This window comes from Marinomonas foliarum (genome assembly GCF_003337275.1).
GTDB lineage: Bacteria > Pseudomonadota > Gammaproteobacteria > Pseudomonadales > Marinomonadaceae > Marinomonas > Marinomonas foliarum.
On sequence record NZ_QPJQ01000003.1, the window covers coordinates 93,191 to 114,428 of the forward strand.

Genomic DNA, 21,238 nt, shown 5'->3' on the forward strand with positions numbered 1-21,238 from the left:
GCAATTAAATTGTACAAAAAAATATTTGTATAGTTTTTAAAGACTATATTAAGTTTAGGTCACAATGGGTAAATCACCTTATGTGAATGATGATTTATTGGGATAAGAGTATGAGTCAGTCAAAACAAAACTTGGGAATGGAAAGTCTTAAAACACCTGAACCTTTAGATGACATTGTGCCTTTAGCTAGCGAGGCGTTTTTTCCTATTCGTGAACTATCATTAAAAACAGGTGTTAATTCTGTCACGTTGCGAGCGTGGGAGCGTCGTTACGGTTTACTAAAACCAAAGCGAACCAACAAGGGGCATCGATTGTATGACCAAGGTGACGTTCAACGTGTCGAAGGGATTTTGCGTTGGATTCAGCAGGGGGTTGCTGTAAGTAAAGTGCGAGCTTTAATAGATCAAGGAGTAATGTTTGATGCGGTTGCTCCATCAAACGAATGGCTGGAGTGGCAAGCGGCTCTTGTGAAGGCGGCAGACGCTTTTCAAGGTGAAAAAATTGAGCAAATGTATCAGCAAATATTTTCTCAATACCCCGCCGATATTGCTGTGCGAGATTGGTTGCTGCCTAGCTTTGAGCAGTTGGGAAAAGGGGCTGCCTTAGCGTTTTGTGAATCGATTGTAATGTCATGTTTAATAGCTCGCGTAAGTAGCTTTAAAGTGCAGAAAAAGAGCGCACACAATGTGTTGATTACGGGGTTGTCATCTCAGCGCAGCTTGTGGTGTTACATGGCTGCAGCCATGTTATTAGATAAAGGGTTGTCATGTTGCGTGGTGCCAAATGTTCTGCAAAGTAATGACTGGCTTAGTTTAGTAGAGGGTGTTCAGGCTCAGTCGGTATTGGCTTTTTGTGAAAGTGATTTGAATAACAAAGCGGCAGATTTGGTGTGCCAGATGAAGCAATGGCAGCGTCCAGTTGCTGTTATAGGGGCGAGTTTTTGGATAGCGGTTAATGAGAGTAATCTAATTGAATCGCAGGAAGTGAGGATCTATTCAGAGGCTTTTGATGGAGTGAATGACTTCATAGCACGAGTAACCTTCACAGCTAACAATGACTAAATGTTAAAAACTATTAGATGGATATCTATAATATATTTTCATAATGAGTCTGGCTTCACTACTCTTCTTATTATCGAAAAAAAGGAGATTCATCATGGCTAAAACAATGACTTTTGCAGTAATGCATTTTTCTATCGCGTTCTCTGTTGCTTACCTTATTACTGGGAGTTTATTAGTGGGTGGTTTGGTGGCTATTGTAGAGCCCGCTATTAATACCGTTGCATTCTATTTTCATGAGCTCGTTTGGAATAAAGTCCAACAAGCGGACATTACTGCTGAATTAAGTCAGACAATTCAGTCTGCGGGAGAAAATTATGCGCTACGATCGATGTGATATTTGGCGTGTGTAGAAAAAGTAAGCCCCATTGGCAAAGAGTACCAATGGGGCTATGGAAGCAACCTTAATTACGCTTATTGCATTGGGTTGATCAAGAAATACAACACAATGGCAACAGCGATTGGCGCTGTATATTTCATTGATATATTCCACAATTTAAAAACAGCACTTGGAAGTTGCAGTTCATCTTGTGCAAATTTGTCTTTTACGACCCAACCAGCAAACAAAGCAATGAAGATACCGCCTAATGGAAGCATAATGTTTGCAGTGATGTAGTCAAAGAAGTCAAAAGTGTTCTTGCCGAAGAAAGTCACATCAGACATAAAGCTAAATGAGCCTAAGCATGCAATTCCTAATCCCCAAACAATAATACCTAAGCCAACTGCTGCCGTAATACGTTTTACCTTGAGGCGCTCGACCAAGAATGCGACGGTTGGCTCTAGCAACGAAATAGCAGACGTCCATGCCGCTACGCCTACTAAGACGAAGAACAACACACCAAATAATTGGCCAAAAGCCATTTGACCAAAAGCAACAGGTAAAGAGATAAACATCAAACCTGGGCCAGCGGCAGGATCCATTCCGTTTGAGAAAATAATCGGGAAGATGGCTAAGCCTGCAACCAAAGCTACTAATGTATCCAAGCCGCCGATTGCTAATACCGTTTTACCGATGGACGCATCTTTAGTCATATAAGAGCCATACGCCATGATGGTTCCCATACCCAAAGATAGGGTAAAGAATGAATGACCTAATGCAACTAAAGCAGCATTCCAAGTTAGTTTGCTGAAATCAAACTCGAACATGAAGTTCCAGCCTTGAGCAAAACCACCAGTTGTCATAGCGTAGCCAAGTAAAATGATTAATAGCACGAACAAAGCTGGCATCATGATACGAGTTGCTGTCTCTATGCCTTTGTTGATACCTGCAGCAACGACTGCAATAGACATAATGCTGAATAGAGTGTGCCAGCCAAGTAGTGTCGCAGGATCAGCAAGTAGCGCACCAAATGCAGAACCAGCGGCATCAGATGTAACACCTATCATTTCACCTGTAAGCATTACTTTAATGTAATGAAGGACCCAACCACCTACAACAGAGTAAAAGGAGAAAATCAGAACGCCAGAAAGCATACCCATGAGACCAATAACGCCCCACTTCTTTGTGCTTTCAGACTCTTCAGCGACATCTGCTAATGCATTGATAGGGTTTTTACGAGCGCGACGGCCAATAAATACCTCGGCCATCATAATTGGAATACCAACCATCAGTATGCAAGCTAAATAAACAAGAACAAATGCCCCACCACCGTTTTCACCTGTGATGTAAGGGAATTTCCAGATATTACCTAAACCAACGGCAGAGCCTGTCGCCGCTAAAATGAAAATCCATCGACTCGCCCACGAGCCTTGGATCGATGTTTTATTCTTCATAGTTATCTCTAAGTTATTGATATAAATATATAAACAGCGTTCGAAGTCGGTTTCATAGCCAAACCTGTGCTTCCCACTTTTGCTAGTCAATAGAAAGAGACTAGTCAGCAAAACTCCGAATAGGGGCAGGATTTTCCGAATTTCAGTGCATATATGCAACAAAAAAGATGTTTTTATTCTATTTGCTTCTATGAAAGGTGCTTTTTGGTCTTCTCGGGGGCTGTGGTTAGTACTGTAAATGTAATAAATATTAGTTATGTAATGATTAGTTCTCTAAATAAAATGTAGCCAAGCATTTCATTTTAGGTATAATGATTAGACATCAAACTATTTTGCAGTCTGAAATGCTCAACTAAACCTGCAAATCTTCTATATATCGATTGTGTTTGATACTTAATACTTTGATTTCTAATGGATGTAGTTATGGATTCAAAAAAAATAGTGTTATCAAAACCAACAGCAAAAGATGGAATGGCTGTGAATCAGCTGGTGGCATCTTGCCCTCCATTGGATACTAATTCCGCCTATTGCAATTTATTGCAAGCCAGTCACTTCAGTGAAACATCGGTTGCAGCAAGCTTGGAAAGTGGAGAATTAGTCGGTTTTGTCTCTGGTTATGTTATTCCTAACCAGTTGGATACTTTGTTTGTTTGGCAAGTTGCGGTAAGTGAGAAAGCTCGCGGCCAAGGACTTGCTAAAAAAATGGTTTCATCACTACTTGAACGCTCCAATTGTTCGGGTGTGCGTTACATCGAAACCAGTATTACAGCAGCAAATAACGGATCTTGGGCTTTGTTTCGTCGTCTTGCTGATCAGCTTAAAGCGCCTTTGGAAGAGTCTGTGATGTTCGATAAACAGGCTCACTTTAACGGCTTGCATGATACCGAACACCTCGTTCGGATTGGTCCAATAGTCTTGTGATCTAAGAAGACGAGACGCTTGAAAGCCAAGCTTTCGCTCTCAGCTTTTTGATCTAAAACAGTAATGAACTTAAAAGGATAATAGAAATATGAAAATTTTTGACGAAATCGAATCAGAAGTACAATCTTATGCACGCTCTTTTCCTCGAATTTTTAATCGTGCACTCGGTGCTCATTTGTTTGATGAGGAAGGCAATAAATACCTAGATTTCTTGGCTGGTGCTGGAACATTGAATTATGGCCATAACAACCCTGTCTTTAAAGAAAAGCTAGTTGAATACATCATGGAAGACGGTATTACACATGGGCTTGATTTGCATACCAAAGCCAAAGGTGAGTTTTTAGAGTCTTTCAAGCAATATATTTTAGAGCCTCGTGGCTTGGAATATATGATGCAGTTTACAGGACCGACAGGTACCAATGCAGTTGAAGCTGCGCTTAAGCTGGCTCGTAATGTTACAGGCCGCGAAAATATTATTAGTTTCACTAACGGCTTCCACGGTTGTAGTTTGGGTGCTTTATCTGTTACTGGTAATTCTCATCACCGTGGTGCAGCAGGGACAACATTAGGTGCAGGTGTTTCTACAGTCCCATTTGATGGCTATTTAGGTGATGGTATTGAAACAACCGAATACCTAGACAAAGTATTGTCAGATTCTAGTAGTGGTGTAGATACGCCAGCGGCTGTTATCGTTGAAACTGTTCAAGGTGAGGGTGGCATTAATGTGGCGAGTTTTGAATGGTTACAAAACCTTGAAGCGGTTTGTAAGAAACACGGTGTTCTATTAATTGTCGATGATATTCAAGCTGGTTGTGGTCGTACAGGCACTTTCTTTAGCTTTGAAGATGCTGGAATTAAACCTGACATTGTTACTATGTCGAAATCATTGAGCGGCTATGGTTTGCCATTTGCGGTTGTTCTTATGCGTCCTGAGCTTGATGAATGGAAGCCGGGTGAGCATAACGGCACTTTCCGTGGTAATAACTTGGCCTTTGTAACCGCCAAGGTAGCGATTGAGACTTATTGGAAAGACGATGCGTTTGAGAAAGAAATTAAACGTAAAGGTGAATACATCCATCAGCGCACACAAGACATTATTAATGAGTTCGGTGAAGGTAACTTCATTGTTCAAGGTCGAGGTATGATGCGTGGTATCAACTGTGTTAGCGGTGAATTAGCGAATAAAATCACTAAAAAATGCTTCCAGAATGGATTGATGATTGAGACTTCTGGTGCTGATGACCAAGTGGTGAAGTTCCTTTGTCCTCTTATTATTAGTGATAAAGATCTAAAAGAAGGTATTGATATCTTGGAACGTGCCATTCGTGATGTTTGCGCCAAGGAAGATGACATGCCGGAAGCAAAAAGCTACTTTGATGAGAACTATGACATTGCTGTTTAGTTTTCATTCCCTGAGGACTGCAGCCTAACTTTTGCTGTGGTTCTTATTACATGCTTGAGTGATGTAAATCGTAAGCTCAAAACCTCAAGCGCGACTCGATATTTATTATCGATATGTTAATCGATCTAGCAAGATCATAAGGAGAAAAGAATGTTTGCACGTGATTTAGCCGAATGCGAAAAAACCGAACGCCGAGTAGTGTCACCTGATGGAAACTGGGAAAGCACTCGTCTTTTATTAAAAGAAGACAATATGGGGTTCTCTTTTCACATTACGACTATTTATGAAGGCAAAGACTTTGATATGCATTATCAAAATCACCTCGAATCTGTGTACTGCATTTCTGGAGAGGGTGAAGTTGAAAGCCGTGAAACAGGTCAAAAACACCATATTAAGCCAGGTGTCGTTTATGTACTGGATAAGCACGACGCACATACTTTGCGCGCTTTCAAAGAGTTGAAACTGGCTTGTGTTTTTAACCCGCCAATTACGGGTAAAGAAGTGCACAACTCTGAAGGCGCTTACGAGCTGGTAGATTGATGTGCAGAGCCTTTTCTTTTGTAGCGTAACTTAATAACTGTTGCGTTATAGATGTCGGTACCGTACTGCTCTTGGTGGTAGGCGGTACCCATACTTCTTCATATACAGCCGCATCTTATTGTCCTCCGATGTATTTTTCCTAATGGCTAAATACAGAATCAATTTAGCCTCAACAAATAACATTCTGTCTGCGGTTTTATGCATTGAAAAATACGATTAATGCTTAAAATTTCCGCAACCTTATGACAATATAGCGGCAGTTTTAGACTCTGGTCGAAAATTTGCTTTCGGCCCATAGATGAATTGGGTAAATAATGGGACAACATACAGTTGAAAAAATTGGCGGCACGTCCATGAGTGACTACCGTTCAGTTAGAGACAATATCATTTTCAAGCCTACTCAAGTAAACAACATGTATCAGCGTATTTTTGTTGTTTCTGCTTATGCAGGTATGACCGATAAGTTGCTAGAGCATAAGAAAACTGGTGATGCAGGAGTATTTGCATTATTTGCTCAAGAGCGCAAACAAAATAACTGGTTTCCAGCATTGCAAGATGTTCGAACAGCCATGTTAGAGATCAATCATACTTTGTTTGAAGCGGGTGAGTTGCGTGAAAAAGCGAATGCTTTTTTAAACAGTCGCTTGAAAGAAGCGCAAGAATGCTTAGAAGATTTACACCGTCTTTGTCAGCATGGTCATTTTTCGATTAGTGAGCACCTTGCTACCGTACGAGAAATGCTTGCAAGTCTTGGCGAAGCGCATAGCGCTTGGAATACTGCACACTTATTAAAGCGTGATGGTGTTAATGCCGTTTTTGTTGATTTGACCGGCTGGAATAGTCCAAGTCATATGTCTCTTGATGAACGCATTGTTGATGCTTTTAAAGACATTGATTTGAGTAAAGAGCTTCCAATTGCAACAGGTTACGCTCATAGTGAAACAGGTCTAATGTCTACTTTTGACCGCGGCTATAGTGAAATGACCTTTAGCCGAATTGCGGTTTTAACAGAAGCGCATGAAGCTGTAATTCATAAAGAGTTCCACTTAAGCAGTGCCGATCCGCGTTTAGTTGGTGAGAAAAATGCCGTACCTATTGGCCGTACTAACTACGATGTTGCTGATCAACTTGCTAACCTTGGTATGGAAGCAATCCATCCTAAAGCAGCAAAAGGTTTGCGTCAGAGTGGTATTTCATTGCGCGTAAAAAACACCTTCGAACCAGATCACACAGGTACATTGATTACAGGCGATTATGTAAGTGATGCGCCATGTGTTGAGATCATTGCCGGTTGTCGCGGTGTGTTTGCTGTAGAGTTATTTGATCAAGATATGGCGGGTGATATCGATAAGTTCGATGTGGATATTCTTAAAGTATTAAGGCAGTTCCACGCTCATATTATCGCGAAAGATATTAACGCCAATACCATCACACATTACTTGGCTATTAACCTGAAAACTTTGAAGCGTGTGATGAGAGTTCTGCACGAACGTTTTGCGGATGCTGAAATTACACAGCGTAAAGTGGCTATTGTGTCTGCGATTGGTAGTGATATGAAAACCACAGGTATGTTAGCCAAAGCCGTAAAAGCGATTGCTGAGCAAGACGTCAACGTATTGGCTATGCACCAATCTATGCGTCAGGTAGATATGCAGTTTGTAGTTGATGAAGAAGACTATGAAAAGGCTATATGCAGTTTGCACAAAGAATTGGTTGAAGTACATAACCATGGTAGTGCTATCTGTTTAGCGTCTTAGATAGATAAACTCTGTCCTTTCTATACAGGAAAGCCCAAGTGTCACATGTGTGGCACTTGGGCTTTTTTATCACCTGATTTTTTCTCACCGATAAATATTTGTTTATCAAGAATCATGGTGAGTAATGGGCTTCCCATTATTGAACTCATCCATAGTGACCGCTTTGCTCACATAATAGCCTTGGCCCAGATCGCATTTAAAGTTCGCTAACATTTTCCATTGCTCTCTAGTTTCTATGCCTTCTGCCAGCACTTTAATATTAAGCTTGTGCGCCATGGCAATAATAGCCTCAACAATTTTTCGATCGTCTGGGTCGCATTCTAAATCCATGACAAAACTGCGATCAATCTTAAGCAAATTAACTGGAAGGTTTTTAAGCTGAGAGAGTGAAGAGTAGCCTGTTCCAAAGTCATCGATGGCGATACATATTCCCATATCTTTAAAGGTCTGTAGCAAGTTTCTTGCTAAATGAACATCCTCAAGAATAGACGTTTCAGTAATTTCGAATCCAATCTGGTGTGCTGGTACTTGATACTTTTCCAGTAGCTCTTGCACCAAAATGACGAGGTGAGGGTCTGCTAATTGTCGAGAGGCGAGGTTAATATGCAACAAAATATCTGCTCTGTTTTCTATTCTCCGTCGAGCGAGATAGGCGATGCTGCTTTCTAGTATCCAGTAGCCTAATTCTACGATTTGCCCTGTGCTTTCCGCCAATGGAATAAAGTCATTAGGAAAAATGAGGCCTTTTTCCGGATGATTCCAACGAATGAGCGCTTCAGCACCAAAAATATGGTTTGTGTATAGATCGAATTGTGGCTGATAATATATTTCGAATTCATTTCTTTGCAGCGCAAGTGATAAGTCATTTTCCGCTTTTATAAGGTTGTGCGTATTAACCTTCATGTTCTCGTTATAGAAAGAAAACTGATTTTTCCCCTGTAATTTGGCTTGATATAGCGCCATGTCAGCATTTTGCATTATGCTAACTAAGTCGTCACCATGTTCAGGAATAACGGCAATACCCAAAGAGGTACTTAATATATATTCTCTGTTATCCATTTTTATAGGAGCGTGGATACTTTGTAGAATTCGGTTTGCGTGTTCTTCAATTTGAATCTCATTACTTATACCGCCTAAGAATATACCGAATTCATCGCCTCCTAAACGAGCTACTAAGTCAGAGATACCTTTTAGTTTATTTAATCTATCACCAACAATAATGAGTACTTGGTCACCAACGTCATGACCTATCGTATCGTTAATACGTTTGAAGTTATCAAGGTCAAAATATATAAACGCGGAAACTTTTTTATATCTTTGATTACTCTGTAGGATTTTAGGTAGGTTATCTTGTAAAAAACGACGGTTTGGAAGCCCTGTTAATGGGTCCTTATTGGCGAGAGTTTGAAGCTCCGCTGTTTTTTCTTTGACAAGAGTCCTAAGTTTTAAGGGTTGAATTAATATCGCGTACAGTGCGATGCTCAACAGGAGCGAAGCGATGAAACTCACCGCATAACCTGTCACTCTTCTATCGTCTAGTTGCTCATCAAGTGCCTTACTTATTTTTAGTGTCCATGTACCGACAGGTAAAATAAGCTCGGTCGATGCTTGAATATCCGACAGAGGGGTAAGGGAGTTTGATAGGGTTATCGTCTTCTTGGTTGCCGCATGCTTTCTTGATAAGTTGTATTGGTAGCCTTCACTTTCAAGGCGCTTTAGTTGAGTGGATTCTAGCAAATCATCTAAATAAATTACCGCAGAAGCGAATCCCCAAAAAAGCTCTTTTTGGGTGCCTTTATTCAAAAAAATAGGCGCACGACTAATAACGGCCACACCTCCTTGAACCAAGTTAATAGGGCCAATAACAAACATTTGATGGTTTCTAATAGACAGCATAGCTTCTTCTTTAAAGCCAGGTGTTGAGATGACGTTAAAACCTAGGGCGTCTTCATTTCCTTTCAGAGGATAAATATCAGAAATAATGCCGTCTGGCGCAAGCTGCAGATTTTCAATACCGCCAATAGACTCGATCAGCTTGTTTGCATAAGTAGGAAACCACTCACCGTTGCCGCCATTTTGTTCCACTTCATAGGCGAGAATTTGAGCCGAGGTAAAGGCTGACGAAAGACGCCTTTCTAGAACGGAGGCTTGCGTACGAGACAGGCCGCTTAAAAGCGACTGCTGTTGGTTGGTAATGGATTTATTCGTTGATTGGGTCCAATAAGCCCCAAAAGACGCAATGGCGAAGAAAGCTATTAGGGAGATAATCAAGGCGGAAGGTTGCTTAAACTCTGCTTTCTTCAACGATAGATCCTTTCTTGGTGAATTAATAGATAAACAAAATCATACACATAAATTCTTACAGGGTATTTATTATTTTTGTAAGTTAGGGGCACTGTTACGTGATTATGTAAGAATTAATGTAACAATTTTTTGAATGATTTATAGACACTATAGATGAAGTAGAAAAATAACGTCAAAACATAAAAAAGCCACGGTATATGAGATAAACACCATGGCTTCAGTAACACTGTAAGCTTTTACGCTAGTGCTAAAAATAATCCAGCTATAGCAATTAGACTACCTGTTATGCGAGTTACGATAGGTGCTTGGAAGCGAGCAACTGCCATACCAAAACCAATACCAGCAACATGCAACAGCGCCGTTGCAGCAGCAAAGCCTAAGGCATATTCTGCACCATTAGCGTTAAGAGGCATCTCTAAACCATGAGCAGCACCATGGAATAGCGCGAACAACCCTGCTATGCCGGCACAAGTGACAACAGAGAAACGTGCAGCACCGATCAACAATGCACCCATTAGAATGACGGATAAAACAATACCTTGCTCAATGAAAGGTACTTGTACGCCAGCGACCGCTAAACCGCCACCAACTAACATAGTGCCAACAAAAGCCGCTGGTACAGCCCACAAAGCTCGACCGCCAAGGCTAGCAGCCCAAAGACCAATGGCCAACATAGCCAATAAGTGATCCAAGCCCCCCATAGGATGCATGAACCCCGTCATGAAGCTTGTTGCATGTTCATGTCCAGGGTGAGCGAATGCAAGAGCTGGTATTGCAGCAAGAAGTGCCGCTAATGCCATTTTAAGCGTAGATAAACGCATGGTGTCGTCTCCAAAGAAAGAAATATAAGTATGAATAAGACCTTACAAACGGTCTTCTCGAAACCACCGCTCTTGCGGCTGGAAGCGAGGATTCTAACATACCCACAGTGAGGGTAAATTGAATCCTATTGGTAATCCTTAGCGAATTATTCAGTTTTTCGTGAAATATGGTGATAAATTAACCGACACTTTTGGCATTGTTCGGTTAGAGAAATGCTTTCATTGGAAAACTTGGAAACTAAAACCGTTGGTGGCGTGTTTATCACCATGGTAGCGGGGCATTGCTGAGCAATAAATAAAAATAATAGGAGCTGGTTTATGGCTGGTGGTTGGGCGCAAGATGGCGCGGTGCAAGATCAAATAGACGCAACAGTTGACTCCGAAGTTGAGCGTGCAAAAAACAGTATGCCAAAAGGTGAGAGCCTGACTCATTGTGAAGAATGTGATGCGATGATTCCTGAACCTCGCCGTAAAGCCATTCAAGGTGTGCGTTTATGCATCCAGTGTCAGTCCGAGCAAGAAAAGCAAGGTCGTTCTGCTTTGTATAATCGCGCTGGCAGTAAAGATAGCCAGCTAAGATAAGCTGTGTTGGCTGCTTTTTTCCATTTCATTGATCTTGATTCCAGTATTCTCCTTGGTGTCTGCGTATTTATCGTCGAATTTATCCTGCTTGATCTTCATCATTATGGTAAGGTTTCGTCTATCTAAAAGGGCGCTTTAACCATGGTTTGAATGCTCTGTTTCTTTCAGAATAAATAAGGATGAGGTTGTGGCTGACACTTACTCAACAGAAGTAAATAAATTAGAAAAATTACGTGCGGCTTGGTTGCCAGCAGTGGAGTTTCTTTTTGGCGAAGCCGTTGAAGAAGCCAAATTTGATGGCTTTGAAGTGTGGGATGACATAGCCAAGCCAAGCGCAGTATTTGCGCACCCTGATGAGCCATATCGTTACAAGATCCACATGCCAGCCAGAGTATTCAGTAATGATGTCATGCTGTTGGCGGATGTCATTCAAGAGATGGTGCGTGGCCAATATCCGATTGGTTATGACGGCGCGACAACACCTGCTTTATGTGAAGGTGTTGCTGTGTTTGGTGCTGTTACGGCGATTAAGCAAGTGTTTGGAGAAGAGTCTGTCGACTCTTACTTGAATGCGCTTAAAGAACAGGCTTTTTCTTACTATGATGCTTTTTCTTATGTTGCCGTCTTGCTGGCCGAAGATCCGCAAGCGATCAAGAAACTGCGTGGTGTTCAACCTTTCTTGTACAAGGTAGAAAGAGCCGATTTTGAAACGGCACAAGTAGAAATAGATCGTAAAATCAAAGATATCCTCTTGCTGGCGTTTCGTGCCTAAGAAATATTCTTGAACACAAGAAACAAAAATGCCGCGTGATCGCGGCATTTTTATAGCTACTCTTAAAGAATAATAGTATTAGCTTTTTAATTCAGACAATTGAGTTCTTTTAAGGTATTTTCTAGTGCTTTGTCTATTGGGGTAAATGGCTCGTACCCTAATTGTTGAATAAGTTTACTGTTGTCCATGCGTATCGTGTTTTGCCAAAGATATTTCATTTCCATCAGTTCTTTTAGTGTTTGATTGAATGGCGTGAGAAAACGTATTTGCCACCAAGGAAATGCGCAAATATTTGGCGTTCTACCCGTGCTTCTTTCTACTACTCGACGAATGGATTTTGCCATTTGCACTCCATCTTCATCCCAAAAACCATTCATATGAAATGTTGAAAAGCTGTCTAATGTGTCACGAGTTTCAATTAATTTAACCATGACTTTAGCGACATCTGGTAAGTAAGCCCATTGGTGGCCAATATTAATTTCAGATGGATTGTTGATGTTTTTTATGGCTTGATTTGGCTTGATTAATCCTTGAGAAAACCAGCTGTTCGCAGCGCTTGGTCCAAAAAAATCCCCTGCTCGAACTATGATAACTTTCCCTCCTGAGTTTGCAAAACCTTGTAAACGGCGTTCCATTTCAACCCTGATACGACCTTTTTTTGTGGTAGGGTTTTGTGGAGATGTTTCATGAATTACAGGAAAAGCATCGGGCCCATAGTTATAGATAGTGCCAGGCAGAACAATACAAGCCCCCGTTTTTTTGGCAACCGCAATAGTGTTATCTAACATAGGTAAAACCAAGGTCCCCCAGTTTTTATAGCCTGCGGGATTAACACCATGGAGGATGATTTGACAGTCTTCAGCCGCGGCTTCCACATCGGCTTGATTGAGTGCATCGCCTTCGAACCAAGTAATATTCTTCTTTTCCGACATGGTATGAGCACGACGTTTGAGTGCATTAATGTACCAGCCTGCATTGCTAAGTTGATTTGCTACTTCGCTGCCAATGCCTCCTGTGGCGCCTAATATTAAGGCTTTGTTTTGCTTTAATGACTGCTTCATTTTACTTCTCCAAAATTAAGTAGATTGATGAAGCAAGCTTAGATATTCTTTTAGTTGAATGAAATTGATGAAAACAATAGGGCGGCTATACATTTTTGTATGAATGAAAATATTGGATGGGAGTTATACAGGTCATTTCTTAGTGTCATGCAGGAAGGGTCTTTATCGGCTGCGGCACGTGCGCTTGGCTCCACTCAGCCTACTATTGGGCGGCATATATCTGAGTTAGAACGAGTATTGAAAATGACGCTATTTGTCCGTACTCAGGGGGGATTAACACCGACTGAAGCTGCAAACGCTTTATTGGCGCCAGCGAGTGAAATGGCAAGTATAGCTGAAGCTATTGAGCGTGTAGCGAGTTCGCAGTTTGACGGTATTCAAGGCACGGTGCGAGTCACAACCAGTGACGTGATTGCCATCGAAGTGTTACCAATAATTTTCGCTGACATTGCGGAACGACTACCGCAGGTTGAGATCGAGTTGGTTTTGTCTGATAAGGTGCAAAATTTACTCAACCGAGAAGCCGATATTGCAATACGCTTATTTCGTCCGACACAAACTCAATTAGTCGCACGACGTATTGGCAATATAGAAGTTGGCTTTTTTGCCCATCAAAATTATTTAAACAAGCATGGCGTGCCTATGACACTGGAGGATCTTGAAAAGCATCGTTTAATTGGTTTTGATCGGCTGACTGACTACATCCGAGCAGTAGTCAAAACATTACCTTTTTCTGTTGAGAAGGATAGTTTCTGTTTTCGCACCGACAGTAATGTGGCGCAACTCGCTCTAATTCGGGCTGGTGTGGGGATAGGTATTTGTCAGCAAGGTTTAGCCAAGCAAGATGATAACCTGGTTCGTTTATTAGCAGATGATTTTTGTTTTGAAATGGATACTTGGGTGACCATGCATGAGGATCTAAGAAAAAGCCCAGCTTGCAAAGCTGTCTTTGATCAACTTGTTACTGGTTTGCTAGGTTATGTGGATTAGCCAGAGAAAAAGCTTAGCTTGAAGCAATGGAAGGTCTTACGCGGGGAGTATATAGCCCAACATGTTGTCATGTTGGGCTATATTGAATGTTAGCTTTTTAATTCAGACAGCTCTTCACTGAACCAAATTTTGCGTTTAAATCGTGGGTTTTTAGAAGACATATCGATCTTGTAAGGATTCGGCTCGTGAGTTTGTGGCAAATCAAGAATGTTGCAAAGCTCTTGAGCAAGCCATTTCTCTACCTTTAGTACGACCATTTTCTTACGTAGACGGCCTTGCTCATCACGGTTCAAAATCGTAGGTAGGGTGTTTAGCGTTAAAATTTCACCGATCGCAGGATGCGCCATACGCTCACGTCCTTCATCGCTGGCATAAAAATGCGATACCGCAAACACCATACGCTCAGGATTGATCTGCTGTAAAAATTGGCATGACTTCACAACAGTAGAGCCTGTGCGAACCATGTCGTCGAACAATACAATGCTCGCACCATCCAGACCGTCGAAAGTATGTTCGCTTTCTTTATGAAGCGTGATTTCTACTTTGCGTTCAGCTGTGCGATCTTTATCAAGCATGATGAATTTTGCTTTGCTAAGACCCAGTGTTCTGAACATTTCTTTAACGAAGTCGCGGGCGCCTTTGTCTGGTGCGCATAGCACCAAACCTTCACCGTCTTCGCCATAGTTCAAAATGTTTGAATTCAATAAGTAATGAGCGTAAATCTCATAAGGGATTAAGTTATGGAAATCGCCTTCAAAGACGTCATTAAAGATCTTTTGCACAGAATCAGAATGGTTATGGATGGTCATTACCGTATCCACACCAGACAGCTTCAATAGTTGTGCATAAAGCTTCGCAGTGAAGGGCTGTCCGTCAAACTTCTTAACATCGTTGATGTCACGCTCGAAGCTGGTTTCACCTAGGCTTTGATGAGGGCCACGGTCTTGTGCGCTGTAGAATAAATCTGGTTCAACCAAGATAACGCGATCAGCACCATTTTCTTTTGCGGCGCGAGCGATAATTAGGTTGGACATGGCTAATTCTTGGCGGCTTTTTACATGACTGCCAGTACTGACGATGATGACAGCTTTACCCTTAAGTTTGCGGCCAATGTTTTCGAAATCTGCTTCGTCAGAAATAAAACGAGGGCAAAATTCAGAGTTCATGAATTGCTTCATACTGATCAGATCAGCGATGTCTTCGTGCTGGCCCATTGCATAGGCAACATCAATAGCAAAGGGATTATCAGAAGAGTTACTAACAACTACGACATTAGTTGACTGGCTGGTCGACAAAGTCATGAGGTTTCCTTAACTAAGGGTATGGGAATTTGCGCTGATTTTAATACTTGTGGGCGTATTTCGATAGGGCTGATTGAGGAAAAAGGCATTTTTATGTCGATCTAATGAAGCCTTACTTTTTCTTTAGCCAAAAACGAAGGGAAAAATTAACTCTATCGTCAGTAATGATAGGGATTCTCAGTTGTGTCCGCTCTCTAATAAGTGCCTTTTTACTAGAAACATTATTCCATTTGCATTTCGGGTAAGTGGTGAGCTATTGGGTGGTCCAAAGTAACGCTGTATTTTTTACGAAACTGCATGGGGGCGACATCAAAGCTTTGTTTAAATTTTTTAGAAAAATAGGTGGAGCAGTTGAATCCACTTGCGTAGGCAATATCGGCGATTTGTCGGCTAGTTTCGGTTAACAATAGTGCTGATTGTCTTAGCCGATAATTCAATAAGTAGCTGTTAGGAGAGCTGCCCAACGCATTACGAAATATACGATAGCACTCACTTTCACTAATGCTTGCTGCTTGGCTGATATCGGCAATGGAAATGCGTTCATCATAATGGCCATGAATAAAATTGAGTAACGTTTGTACTCTTCTTTCATTCGTTCTCGAAGCATTCTTTGAAGAGGTGATGTCTTGATGGTTCGTACAGAAAATATGCCAAAATTTCATTAAGGCTATATTCATATAGAATTCGCGATCAGAGCGCTTCTCATCCCATACCTTGAAAGCACTCGCTAACTCATGAATGACTTGTTGGTGCCAGGCTTTTTCTGTAGAAAATTTATAGAACATGAGTTCTTTGTTATTAATAACCGGAAGTACATGCTTTTTATAAATGAGCCCAAAATCGCCACCCCCGAGTATTTTCGGGCTGAATACCACATTGAGTATACGGCAATCTTCAGTTCCATGGTTCGTCAGCTTGTGTAGGGTGTTCGCGTTGATAAAGATCATTTCACCAGTTTTTACAATGTCACTGGTATTGAGACATTCGACTTTAGTAGCCCCTTCGATAACCAATACGACTTCAATTTCATCGTGCCAATGCCATGGAACTTCGCCACCAAAAAAATGGGAAAAACGTTCGTCATAAGATCCACAGGGAAAGTCATGGCTACCATGAGTAGTCAGTTCTTTGCCATTTTTTTCTGTTTCAATTTTATAAATTTGCATGGCATCACTTAGTAAAGTTGTTTGGTGACGTTGTTTCGATAGAATCGTTATATTTTAAGGAAGTATATATCTATATTCAAAATCAATTAGGCAGTATTGTTTTAAAAAATCATATATAGGTCAAGATTGTCATGCTATTGCTTTTTATTATTTACATCGCTTTTATCAGTTTAGGATTACCTGATGCTGTACTTGGGTCATCGTGGCCAGTAATGAGGAGCGACTTAAATGCCTCGATGGAATTTGCGGGTGTCATTTCTCTCATTATTAGTGCTGGTACCGTTCTTTCTAGTCTTTATGTGACAAAAGCAATTAACTGTTTTGGGATTGGAAAAGTCGTCGCAATCAGTGTTTTGCTGACAGCCATCGCATTACTTGGTTTTAGTATGTCCAATGTGGCTCTAGCGCTTGTATTTTTGGCTATTCCTTTGGGTCTTGGGGCGGGTGCAGTGGATGCTGCATTAAACAACTTCGTGGCTTTGCATTACAAAGCTAAACACATGAATTACTTGCATTCATTCTGGGGTGTGGGGGCGACGGCAGGTCCACTATTAATGGCGAATTACCTGACCCTCAGTGAAGGCTGGCGTGATGGCTATGTAACAATCGCTGTAGTGCAATTTTTGCTCGTTATTTTACTCTTTTCCTCCCTGCCACTGTGGAAGAAGTTTGCTGTTAAATCTTTAGAAAGCAATGACACTAGTGGGGCGTTAGTCTCGAATACGACCGCCTTGAAAATTACAGGCGTTCCATTGCAAATGGCGGTGTTCTTTTGCTATTGCTCGATAGAAATGAGTACTGGATTGTGGGCAGCAAGTTATCTCACGACACAAAGAGATGTCTTGGCTGCCGATGCCGCGTTCTGGGTCGCTATGTATTATTTGGGGATTACGGCTGGGCGGTTTGCCTGTGGCGTCATTGCTGAAAAAATTACCGAAGAAGCTCTAATACGAGCTGGCGTGTTCATTATCTTATTGGGTTGTATATTACTGGCTCTGCCGTTCTTTGATGGACTAGCAAAAATGGGCTTGATATTGATTGGACTCGGTTGCGCACCTATCTTTCCTAATACCCTTCAAATGACCCCAAAACGTTTTGGCTCGGCTGCATCACAAACCATTATAGGCTTATCTATGGCCTCCGCTTATATAGGAATTATGATAGTTCCGCCAGTGCTAGGTGGTGCCGCAACAGCCTTCACTTTCGCGTCATTGCCGGCGATATTAGTCTTTCTTTCTGTCGTTATATTAGTGACAACTGAGCGATTACGACGTTACAGCAATACTTCTTTACGTTAATAACTAAGAGCGACGTAATGATGAGCTTCGAGAATAGGAAAAGCATTCAGCGACAACAAACCATACTGCTGTTGTTAGCATTGGATGGAAAAGTATTCTCTGAGACGTTAAAGCAGCGATTTAATGTGTCGGATAACATCATTTACAACGACATGATTTATCTAGAAAAAGCGGGTTTGTTAAAACGTATTGACGCTGGGGCTGTTGTTGTAGAAGCGTATTCGGAGCTAGAAGAAAAGTAGTTATTATTTTTTCTTATTCACCGTCAAATTTTAAGAGTGATGAAGATACAGAAATAAAAGCCAAGCCTAACAAAACACCACAAGGCTTGGCTTCAATATATTAATTTTCCTCTAAAAATATCGACCATCGAGCCTCAGACTTCTAATAACTATTTAGAAAAAATTATTTGGCGATACTGTATTTTTGATTTTCCAACATAGCAACCAGTAGTATGTTCGCGCTAGTTGCTGCCTGCTCGCCTAGGACTGGCCAGCTTTGCACTATGCCTTCATGTAACAATAATAACTGAGCTTTTATTGTGGGAATGCCTGCTGCTTCTGTCATCCGTTCTGCTACTTCCTTCTTATGACGCTCTAACATAGACCGAATTGGCTCACTATTTGGATATGAGACAACTGCGTTATGGAAGAGACATCCTTCTGACGAATTCTCATGCATCCATTGACTAACTCTATAAAATATCTCGAATGGGACTTCATCTCTTTTAGCCGATAAATCAGTAAAGAGATGATTGAGATAACGAGCATGACGATACTCTAGTGCCATTATGATCATAGCTTCTTTTGAAGGGCAGTATTTATAGAGTGTGCGCAAGCTAACTTGTGCAGCATCCCGTAACCCATCGACACCCAGTTCGGTAAAACCATTTTTAGCAAAAGCTTGTTCGAGCCCTGCTGCTATTTTCTCATGTGTTTTGTTCATATTTGACAATGTAAAACGATCTCTCTACTATTTCAAGTAGAACGATAGTTTTACTTTTGCTTAATAACAACGAAAATTTTCTTAGTAACGTTTAGTTAGTGCTAGTACAAGACGCTAATTCGATACTTTCTATCATTATTTTTGAGGTGACTTTATGAACATATTGACGATTTTTTCACATCCATTTAGAGATAAATATCCAGCGGCTGTCATGGATGCGTTTCATGGGCCAATCATCAACGCGGGCCATTCAATTGATATATTAGACTTACATCGTGAAGGATTTGATCCCCGATTTACTGAAGAGGATCATGCTTGTTTCTGGGGAGGAGAGCTTCCAGCCGAGATCGCAGAGATGCAGCACAGAGTGGCAAAAGCAGATCAACTTGTGTTTGTTTTTCCTGTTTATTGGTGGAGCATGCCAGCATTGATGAAGGGATGGATTGAGCGAGTTTTTACCGTTGGTTGGGCATACCAATATGGTAAAAGCGTTGAAGACCGCGGCAAAGAAAATCTTAATGGCCTTCTTACGAATCTCCCTACGCTATTGTTAGGAGTGGGAGGTTCAAAAAAAGCGACGTATGAAAAATATAATTATGAAGAAGCCATGAAGGTTCAAATTGACCTTGGAATTTTTTCGTATAGTGGCGTAACGGATGTTGAGAGCCATTTAATTTATGATGTAGAAGGTGAAATTAACGTTCCCAATCGAAAGCAGGGGTTGTTGTTTGCAAAAGAATTGGGTGAAGGTTTTATTGCCCCAAGCCGGAAACAAAGAAACGCTAAGGAAGAGTTCTTGGTGAAAAAATCGTTAGCCTAGCTAATAGTGAAGTTGTTACCTTTTTAAAGTTAAAAGTATGGTGTTTATGAAGTTGTTAGAGGGACGAGTAAACACCATATTTTTTCCAAACAAGCTGACTACCGCGCCTCACATTGTTGATAACAACTCGGTTTCCTCGGGCAAACGGCGCCACGAGAGCAAATCAATCTCGCGTCGTTGTCTATGCCTCGTTCGACCCAGTTGATGTTTAAAATCTTCGCCACACTCATCAGGTCTTTTTTGATGCTTCTCGGAATCTGTGAGGAACCGCCTCTGGTTACGCAGGCTTCCCGTAAATCTGCCGCAATTGAAAGGGCGTCTTTGCCTTGGGCATCAATAGCTGGGTTTAAATCGATGCCGGAGCAAAGTACGTGATTGTTGCCTGCAAGATCTTGTACTTTGATCGATTCACAAGCGTAAATTCGCGGTTCGTCGCCGACATTAAGAATCGATATTTGTGCGGATGTGCCAGTGCTAGGTTCGCTGATTTTGCGAAATACAGACCAGTGCTGACAAGGATCTTCCACCATGCTCATGTTGCCCCAAGGTAAGGGAATACCATTACCTCGATACACGGCTTTGAGTTTACCCGGTGCGTAAGCATCAAAATAATGCCAATGGGGATAAGGCGACGCTGCTGTCATACGACGCATGGTGACCGATTCTGAAACACCCGCCAGTTGCGCGGTATTAATTTCGTAGCCGTTGCGATCCAGCATTTGTCGAAAGGGCACTTTTGGGCAAAGCAGAGCACCCGCAAAGAAGCTGCATTCGAAGTCTCGCCAAGCGTACAAAATATCCTGAGCATCCATACCAGATGATTGTATTTTGGATGACTTAGCCTGCAATGGGGATATTTCATTTCGCCCTGTGACCAAGACGTTTTTCATGCCGTCTTTGTCGTGCAATACCGTGTGACCAATATGCACTGCGAGATTGTATTTTAATCGTTGTGGTTGGGCTTTCATGATTTGGTTGATGTAAATAGTGCTCGGCGGATCAAAAAAAGACGTCACCACATGGCTTTCACTGATGCCCATCTCTTGTAATACCGCTAACGGCGTCTTGCGAAACCATTTAATCTGCAAGCCCATTTGCTTGGTGATGGCAACAATCTCATCAAGGCTCAATGGCAAACGTTTGAGTCCCACTTCTTCCGCCGCGCGTTCTAGATCAGGGAAATGGTTTTGATGGTGTTCTTGGTGGGCGCGAATCAATAAATGCGCAAATTGTCGACCGCTGGTGCCCGTTTGGGAAAGCATCTCTGGAATGGCGATTTGCAGTATTTCTTTGGAAAACAAAAAGTTCGGCTCTAGGGCCATCCCATCGATGCCACCACCGGAACCTTTGGAAGGCGTAATGGCCTCTTCTTCCGGAATATCATCTAGGAACCATTCGACTTCTTTCTGAAAAACGCTGGCGATGACTTCCAATACGTCTTCACTGGGGATACGTTTCCCCCTTTCTATCATGGATAAATAAGACACTGATGGGGCCGATTCTGCGTCTATTTTAATGCACCGTGCCGACAGGTCTTCCATCGTCAAACGGTTGCGTTTACGCAGGTTGCGGATTTTTGTTCCCAAAAAATGGGCTTTGCGATTGAGGCTATTTTTATTTTTCATTTTTGTAAAATTTACACTGTGTAATTCTTATTGTGAAATTTTATCTTAGTCGGGCATAGACTATAAATCAAGCAATCGAAAGAGAGATCAAGCGAATTGCTA

20 protein-coding genes are annotated in these 21,238 nt (G+C 41.6%); 12 read left to right on the forward strand and 8 right to left on the reverse strand.

The annotated features are described in order from the left end of the window. Nucleotides 1-110 precede the first annotated feature (110 nt). Nucleotides 111-1,061, forward strand: coding sequence for a MerR family transcriptional regulator (locus DFP77_RS02380; protein ID WP_114410696.1), 951 nt, complete (start codon nucleotides 111-113; stop codon nucleotides 1,059-1,061). Nucleotides 1,062-1,155: 94 nt separating this feature from the next. Beyond that, complete coding sequence (locus DFP77_RS02385) at nucleotides 1,156-1,395, forward strand: DUF2061 domain-containing protein (RefSeq protein WP_114410697.1); 240 nt, start codon at nucleotides 1,156-1,158, stop codon at nucleotides 1,393-1,395. Nucleotides 1,396-1,472: 77 nt separating this feature from the next. On the opposite strand, the gene DFP77_RS02390 is transcribed toward DFP77_RS02385, so the two are convergent. After that, on the reverse strand, nucleotides 1,473-2,831 hold the full coding sequence (locus DFP77_RS02390; RefSeq protein ID WP_114410698.1) for a sodium-dependent transporter: 1,359 nt from the start codon (nucleotides 2,829-2,831) through the stop codon (nucleotides 1,473-1,475). 423 nt (nucleotides 2,832-3,254) lie between these two features. On the opposite strand from DFP77_RS02390, the gene ectA reads away from it, so the two are divergent. The 4 genes from ectA (at nucleotide 3,255) to DFP77_RS02410 (ending at nucleotide 7,451) form a co-directional block, all read left to right on the forward strand. Beyond that, nucleotides 3,255-3,752 carry a diaminobutyrate acetyltransferase gene (gene ectA / locus DFP77_RS02395; protein ID WP_239544359.1) on the forward strand — a complete coding sequence of 166 codons (498 nt, stop codon included), beginning with the start codon at nucleotides 3,255-3,257 and terminating at the stop codon, nucleotides 3,750-3,752. 88 nt (nucleotides 3,753-3,840) lie between these two features. Then, on the forward strand, nucleotides 3,841-5,154 hold the full coding sequence (gene ectB / locus DFP77_RS02400; protein ID WP_114410700.1) for a diaminobutyrate--2-oxoglutarate transaminase: 1,314 nt from the start codon (nucleotides 3,841-3,843) through the stop codon (nucleotides 5,152-5,154). A gap of 150 nt (nucleotides 5,155-5,304) precedes the next feature. Further along, the gene (locus tag DFP77_RS02405; protein ID WP_114410701.1) at nucleotides 5,305-5,694 is read left to right on the forward strand and encodes an ectoine synthase; all 390 of its coding nucleotides are present in this window, start codon (nucleotides 5,305-5,307) and stop codon (nucleotides 5,692-5,694) included. Nucleotides 5,695-6,008: 314 nt separating this feature from the next. Next, nucleotides 6,009-7,451 (forward strand): aspartate kinase, encoded by a 1,443-nt coding sequence (locus DFP77_RS02410; RefSeq protein ID WP_114410702.1) that lies wholly within the window; start codon nucleotides 6,009-6,011, stop codon nucleotides 7,449-7,451. Between the two features lie 105 nt (nucleotides 7,452-7,556). Here DFP77_RS02410 and DFP77_RS02415 read toward each other — a convergent pair whose 3' ends face one another. Beyond that, entirely contained in the window at nucleotides 7,557-9,755 is a 2,199-nt protein-coding gene (locus DFP77_RS02415; protein ID WP_114410703.1) for a bifunctional diguanylate cyclase/phosphodiesterase, read from the reverse strand. Between the two features lie 236 nt (nucleotides 9,756-9,991). Next, entirely contained in the window at nucleotides 9,992-10,576 is a 585-nt protein-coding gene (locus DFP77_RS02420; RefSeq protein WP_114410704.1) for a HupE/UreJ family protein, read from the reverse strand. A gap of 318 nt (nucleotides 10,577-10,894) precedes the next feature. Between DFP77_RS02420 and DFP77_RS02425 the strand changes: the two genes are divergently transcribed. Continuing rightward, nucleotides 10,895-11,158: a DksA/TraR family C4-type zinc finger protein gene (locus DFP77_RS02425; RefSeq protein ID WP_114410705.1), complete on the forward strand. Its 264-nt coding sequence runs from the start codon at nucleotides 10,895-10,897 to the stop codon at nucleotides 11,156-11,158. A 187-nt stretch (nucleotides 11,159-11,345) separates the two neighbouring features. Continuing rightward, nucleotides 11,346-11,930, forward strand: a complete 585-nt coding sequence (locus DFP77_RS02430; RefSeq protein ID WP_114410706.1) for a hypothetical protein — start codon at nucleotides 11,346-11,348, stop codon at nucleotides 11,928-11,930. An 86-nt stretch (nucleotides 11,931-12,016) separates the two neighbouring features. On the opposite strand, the gene DFP77_RS02435 is transcribed toward DFP77_RS02430, so the two are convergent. Further along, nucleotides 12,017-12,991 (reverse strand): NAD-dependent epimerase/dehydratase family protein, encoded by a 975-nt coding sequence (locus tag DFP77_RS02435; protein WP_114410707.1) that lies wholly within the window; start codon nucleotides 12,989-12,991, stop codon nucleotides 12,017-12,019. Between the two features lie 99 nt (nucleotides 12,992-13,090). On the opposite strand from DFP77_RS02435, the gene DFP77_RS02440 reads away from it, so the two are divergent. Further along, nucleotides 13,091-13,981 (forward strand): LysR family transcriptional regulator, encoded by an 891-nt coding sequence (locus DFP77_RS02440; protein WP_114410708.1) that lies wholly within the window; start codon nucleotides 13,091-13,093, stop codon nucleotides 13,979-13,981. An 89-nt stretch (nucleotides 13,982-14,070) separates the two neighbouring features. On the opposite strand, the gene DFP77_RS02445 is transcribed toward DFP77_RS02440, so the two are convergent. Together DFP77_RS02445 and DFP77_RS02450 are read right to left on the reverse strand one after the other, a co-directional pair. Then, nucleotides 14,071-15,282 (reverse strand): phosphoribosyltransferase family protein, encoded by a 1,212-nt coding sequence (locus DFP77_RS02445; RefSeq protein WP_114410709.1) that lies wholly within the window; start codon nucleotides 15,280-15,282, stop codon nucleotides 14,071-14,073. A gap of 221 nt (nucleotides 15,283-15,503) precedes the next feature. Next, on the reverse strand, nucleotides 15,504-16,448 hold the full coding sequence (locus DFP77_RS02450) for an AraC family transcriptional regulator (RefSeq protein WP_114410710.1): 945 nt from the start codon (nucleotides 16,446-16,448) through the stop codon (nucleotides 15,504-15,506). A 131-nt stretch (nucleotides 16,449-16,579) separates the two neighbouring features. Between DFP77_RS02450 and DFP77_RS02455 the strand changes: the two genes are divergently transcribed. Both DFP77_RS02455 and DFP77_RS02460 read left to right on the forward strand, forming a co-directional pair. Next, on the forward strand, nucleotides 16,580-17,746 hold the full coding sequence (locus DFP77_RS02455; RefSeq protein WP_114410711.1) for an MFS transporter: 1,167 nt from the start codon (nucleotides 16,580-16,582) through the stop codon (nucleotides 17,744-17,746). A gap of 17 nt (nucleotides 17,747-17,763) precedes the next feature. Beyond that, complete coding sequence (locus DFP77_RS02460; RefSeq protein WP_114410712.1) at nucleotides 17,764-17,988, forward strand: DeoR family transcriptional regulator; 225 nt, start codon at nucleotides 17,764-17,766, stop codon at nucleotides 17,986-17,988. A 163-nt stretch (nucleotides 17,989-18,151) separates the two neighbouring features. Here DFP77_RS02460 and DFP77_RS02465 read toward each other — a convergent pair whose 3' ends face one another. Then, nucleotides 18,152-18,691, reverse strand: a complete 540-nt coding sequence (locus DFP77_RS02465) for a TetR/AcrR family transcriptional regulator (RefSeq protein WP_114410713.1) — start codon at nucleotides 18,689-18,691, stop codon at nucleotides 18,152-18,154. 154 nt (nucleotides 18,692-18,845) lie between these two features. Between DFP77_RS02465 and DFP77_RS02470 the strand changes: the two genes are divergently transcribed. Continuing rightward, entirely contained in the window at nucleotides 18,846-19,511 is a 666-nt protein-coding gene (locus DFP77_RS02470) for an NAD(P)H-dependent oxidoreductase (RefSeq protein WP_114410714.1), read from the forward strand. A 98-nt stretch (nucleotides 19,512-19,609) separates the two neighbouring features. Here the strand turns inward: DFP77_RS02470 and DFP77_RS02475 are convergent, their stop codons facing one another. Then, nucleotides 19,610-21,136 (reverse strand): DUF3612 domain-containing protein, encoded by a 1,527-nt coding sequence (locus DFP77_RS02475; RefSeq protein ID WP_114410715.1) that lies wholly within the window; start codon nucleotides 21,134-21,136, stop codon nucleotides 19,610-19,612. Between the last annotated feature and the right edge of the window lie 102 nt (nucleotides 21,137-21,238).